Source organism: Rubrivivax gelatinosus, from assembly GCF_016583785.1.
Classification (GTDB): domain Bacteria; phylum Pseudomonadota; class Gammaproteobacteria; order Burkholderiales; family Burkholderiaceae_C; genus Rubrivivax; species Rubrivivax gelatinosus_B.
The window spans coordinates 1-3,927 of record NZ_NRRU01000187.1; the positions used below are offsets into that span (position 1 = coordinate 1).

Sequence of the window (3,927 nt, forward strand, 5' to 3'; positions counted from 1 at the left end):
CAGCCAGGAGGCGAACTCGACGATGCTTTGCGGCCGCGCGCCGATCTCGGGCGAGACCGCCGCGTCCAGCGTCGCCAGCAGCTCCGGGCCGTAACGCGCCGCCGGGTTGTCGAAGAACAGGCGCTCGACCATCGCCTGCAGCGGCTCCGCCGGCGTGCCCGCTGGCGGCGGCAGCAGGCCGGTGACGGCGAAACGCGCCAGCTGCGCCAGCGCGTAGACGTCGCTCCAGGCGCCGATGAGGGCCGGGTCGTCCTCGAGTTCGGGTGCGGCGAAACCCGGCTCCAGCGCCGACAGCGCCGGCCCGCGCGAGATCGCACGTTCGGCGTATCCCGGGCCCAGCAGCAGTGGGCGGTCGTCGTCGAGCAGCAGCACGCCGGCCGGGTGCACGCCGCCGTGCACGCCGTTGAAGCGGTGCCATTCGTGCAGCGCCGCGAGCAGCGCGTCCAGCAGCGCACGCAGCGCCGGTTCGTCGGGCGGGCCGCTCATCTCGCGCCGCAGCTCGGCCAGCGGCCGCCCGGCGTACCAGGGCATCACCAGGCAGGCGCCGCCGTGCGCCGGCAGCAGCTGCAGCACGCGCGCGATCGACGGGTGGTCGCAGCGCGCCAGCCGCCGGCCTTCGTCGATGAAGGCACGCAGGCCGCGTTCGAAGGCCTCGGCCAGCGTCGGGTCGGCCGGGACTACGTCGCCGTAGGCACCGCGGCGCGCGAGCGCCGCCGGCAGGTACTCCTTCAGCGCGACCGGCACCTCCAGGCCGTGATCCCAGCCGCGGTAGACGATGGAGGTGGCGCGCAGCGCGACGACGCCGCGGAACTCGAAGCCGCCGATGCGGTGGCCGGCGGGCCAGGCGCTGACGCCCGCGGGCAGCACGGTCGCGGCCTGCGCGAGACGTTCCGGCGTTGTCGGAGGTTCTTTCATCGTGGTGTCTTTGACCATCACGGTAGCGGCCGCCGGGCCGCAGGGCTGTAAGCCCTTGTGTGGCCCGCCGTCACGCGGGGCCAGGCGCAACATCCGCCGCGCCGGCCTTACCTCCGCTTTCAGGCCCCGCCGGTGAAGACCGTCAGCACGCCGGTGTAGCCGTAGACGTGGTGGTGGGCGATCTCGCCGCCGGCGAAAAAACCGACCAGCGGCACGTCGCCGAGCGCATGGCGCAGCAGCTGCAGCTCGGCCGAGGGGCCGCCGAAATGCGGCCCGCCGCGGCCGGCGCAGCTGACGTAGATCGCGCCTTCGATGCGGCGCGCGGGCGCGGCACCGCCCAGGCCGTCGGCGGCCTCCGGGTTCAGCTCCTCGCGGATCTCGCTGCAGATGCGCACCAGGTCGCGGCGTGCGGCCTCGACGTCGCGCGTGCAGAACGCCAGCCGCATGCCGGGCTCGACGATCTCGGCCAGCGCCACCGCCTGGCGCCGCGGGTCCAGCCCGACGAGGTGGCGCACACGCACGTCGGGCCCGAACTGGCCGCCGCGGCCCACGCCCGGCTGGCCGGCGTCGCTGAGCCCGGCCAGCGCCGCACGCAGCCGCGGCAGCGCGTCGCGTGGGTCGAGGTCGGCGTCCAGGCCCAGGTCGCGCAGCAGGCAGGGCATGGCCGGCAGGCCGTCGAGCTCGGCGACGAGGTTGCGTTCGGCGCGTGTGATCGTGCGCAGCGGCCCCACCGGCTGGCAGCCCTGGGTGACACGCGACAGCAGCGCCACGTCCTCGGTGAAGGCGACACCCGAGAGCCCGCCCTGCCAGACGCCGTCGGCCAGGTGCACGCTGGCGGCGCGCGAGGCCGCCAGGCCGCCGAACAGATAACCCGACTCGGTGCGGTCGCCCATCTCGGCGATCAGCTCGGCCAGGTCGGGCGTGCCCGGGTCGGCGTGCACCAGCGCGCTGAAGGCGGCGATGCGGTGCAGCGGGCGCACGCCGGAGAAGACCTCGAAGCAGCCGGCCGGCAGGTCGCAGAGCATCAGCGCCAGCGCCGGCTCGTCGAAGTACTCGACGCCGCTGGCGGCGACGCCGACCCCGGCGCAGCCGACCCAGGCGACGCCGGGCCAGCGCTGGCGCAGGTCCTCGAGCAGCTCGGCCGCCTGGCTGGCGTAGGCGTCGGTCAGATAGGCGAAACCCAGCGTCGGCGGGCCGGCCGGGCCGGCGTCCAGCGGCGCGCGCTGGGCGGCTATCTGCGCTGCCGCCAGGGCGACGGCCATGCGCCAGTCGGGATGGGTCGCGTGGCCGGTGACGAAGTTGGGCATCGGGTGGCGGTTCAGGCGCGCTTGCGTGCGGCCGGGCGTCTGGCGGCGGGGCTCTTCTTCGCCGCGGCCTTCTTGGGCACCGGCGCCGGGGCGGGCGCCGGCGCCACGGCCGCGCTCTTGACGTCCTGCATCGCGGCGCTGGCGATCTCGCTGAACTGCTGGGTCAGCGCACCCCACCACTGCATCGGGTCGATCGCGGGCCGCGGCGGCGTCTCGGGCTCGGCCTCGGCTGGCGCGGCGGCGGCCGGCGCCGGCGCGGGCGCGCTCGCGTGCGGCTTGAGCCACAGCGCCTCGCGCAGGTCGGGCATCGGCACGTTCATCGTGCGCAGCGTCGACAGCGTCATGCGCTGCACCTCCAGCGCCTGGATCGTCGTGCCCAGCAGGCGTGCGTTCTGCTCGAGCCAGAACTGCACGGTGCGCAGCTCGGAGATGCGTTTCTCGAGCTCCTCGGGGTTCAGCGTCGGCGCGATCCACTGGCCGATGCTGGGCATGCCCGCGCCTGCGTTCTGCAGCAGGCCCTGCAGGAAGTCGTAACCCGGCAGCATCTTGGCGAAGTCGGTCGGCCCGGTCATGCGTGTCTCCTCGTGGCTGGCCGGCCGATTGTGCGACGGCGCTCGCGCGCGTGCGCCCGGCCGTTCAGGGGGCGGGGCTGACCGGCCGGACGACGAAACCACGCGCCTCGAGCAGCCGCGGCAGCGCCTGCGGGCCGGTCATGTGCAGCGCGCCGACGGCGGCGAAGACGCTGTGGCCCTGCGCGTGCAGCGCGGCGATGCCGTCGGCCAGCGCCGGGTTGCGCTCGTCGTTGAGTTCACGCAGCGCCTCGTGGTCGCCGGCGTCGGCGACGCAGCCGCACCAGCTCTCGTAGTCGGCGATCGTCGCCAGGTCGGCGCGTTCCCAGGCGCCGGCCAGGCGCTGCAGCGCCGCCGTGGCCTGGCCCGACTCCAGCGGCGCCAGCGTGCGGTCGACCGCGGCGGCGATGGCCTCGGGTTCACGCGGCAGCAGCACCGCGACCTGCAGCTCGGCGGTCTCCAGCGCCACCAGCGGCCGGCCGCTGCCACGCGCGGCACGCGCCAGCGCCGCTTCCTGGCCCCAGGCGGTGTCGAGCCCGGCGCGGCGCGCCTCGGCCAGCGTGACGACGATGGCCTGCATCGCCGGGTGCAGCGCGGCCAGCGCTGCCGGGTCCAGGCAGGCACCGCGCACGGCCCGCGCCAGGCGCGTGGCCAGTTCCGGCGCCAGCGGCGCCACCGGGCGCAGCGCTTCGGCGAGCAGCACACGCTGCACCGCCGGGTCTTCGGGGTCGAGTTCGAGCGCGACGACATCGCTGGCGGCCAGCGCCGCCGCGGTCCGCGGCCCCGGCGTCGCCCAGCCGGGGCGGCCCAGGTGCAGCGTGCCGTAGAGCCAGGAGCGGCGGCCGTCGCGTTCGATAGCCCACAGCGGGCCACGGTCGGCGACGGCGGCAGGCGCGGCGTCGACCGGCGGCGGGCAGTCCTGCGCCAGCGCCGGCAGGCCGAACCAGAGCGCGGCGACAGCGGCGGCGGCGCGGCGGCGCCAGCGAGTGAGGGCATTCATTCGTCGCGCTCCGAGACACGTTGTTCGATCGCGCCGAAGACGCTGGCGCCGTCGGCGGCGAAGGCTTCGATGCGCACGGTGTTGCCGAAGGCCAGCCACGGCGTCGCGGCCTCGCCGCCGGCGGCGGCTTCGAGCG

3 protein-coding genes and 1 pseudogene are annotated in these 3,927 nt (G+C 75.8%); all 4 read right to left on the bottom strand.

The window, feature by feature from the left end; all coding sequences use genetic code 11:
• Positions 1 to 915 (bottom strand): annotated as a pseudogene (locus CKO43_RS25070) (septum site-determining protein); the annotation flags it as partial.
• Positions 916 to 1,034: 119 nt separating this feature from the next.
• Entirely contained in the window at positions 1,035 to 2,222 is a 1,188-nt protein-coding gene (locus CKO43_RS25075) for an FIST signal transduction protein (protein WP_200380370.1), read from the bottom strand.
• An 11-nt stretch (positions 2,223 to 2,233) separates the two neighbouring features.
• Entirely contained in the window at positions 2,234 to 2,794 is a 561-nt protein-coding gene (locus CKO43_RS25080; protein WP_200380371.1) for a PhaM family polyhydroxyalkanoate granule multifunctional regulatory protein, read from the bottom strand.
• A gap of 64 nt (positions 2,795 to 2,858) precedes the next feature.
• Complete coding sequence (locus CKO43_RS25085) at positions 2,859 to 3,791, bottom strand: TraB/GumN family protein (protein ID WP_200380372.1); 933 nt, start codon at positions 3,789 to 3,791, stop codon at positions 2,859 to 2,861.
• Positions 3,792 to 3,927: the final 136 nt, after the last annotated feature.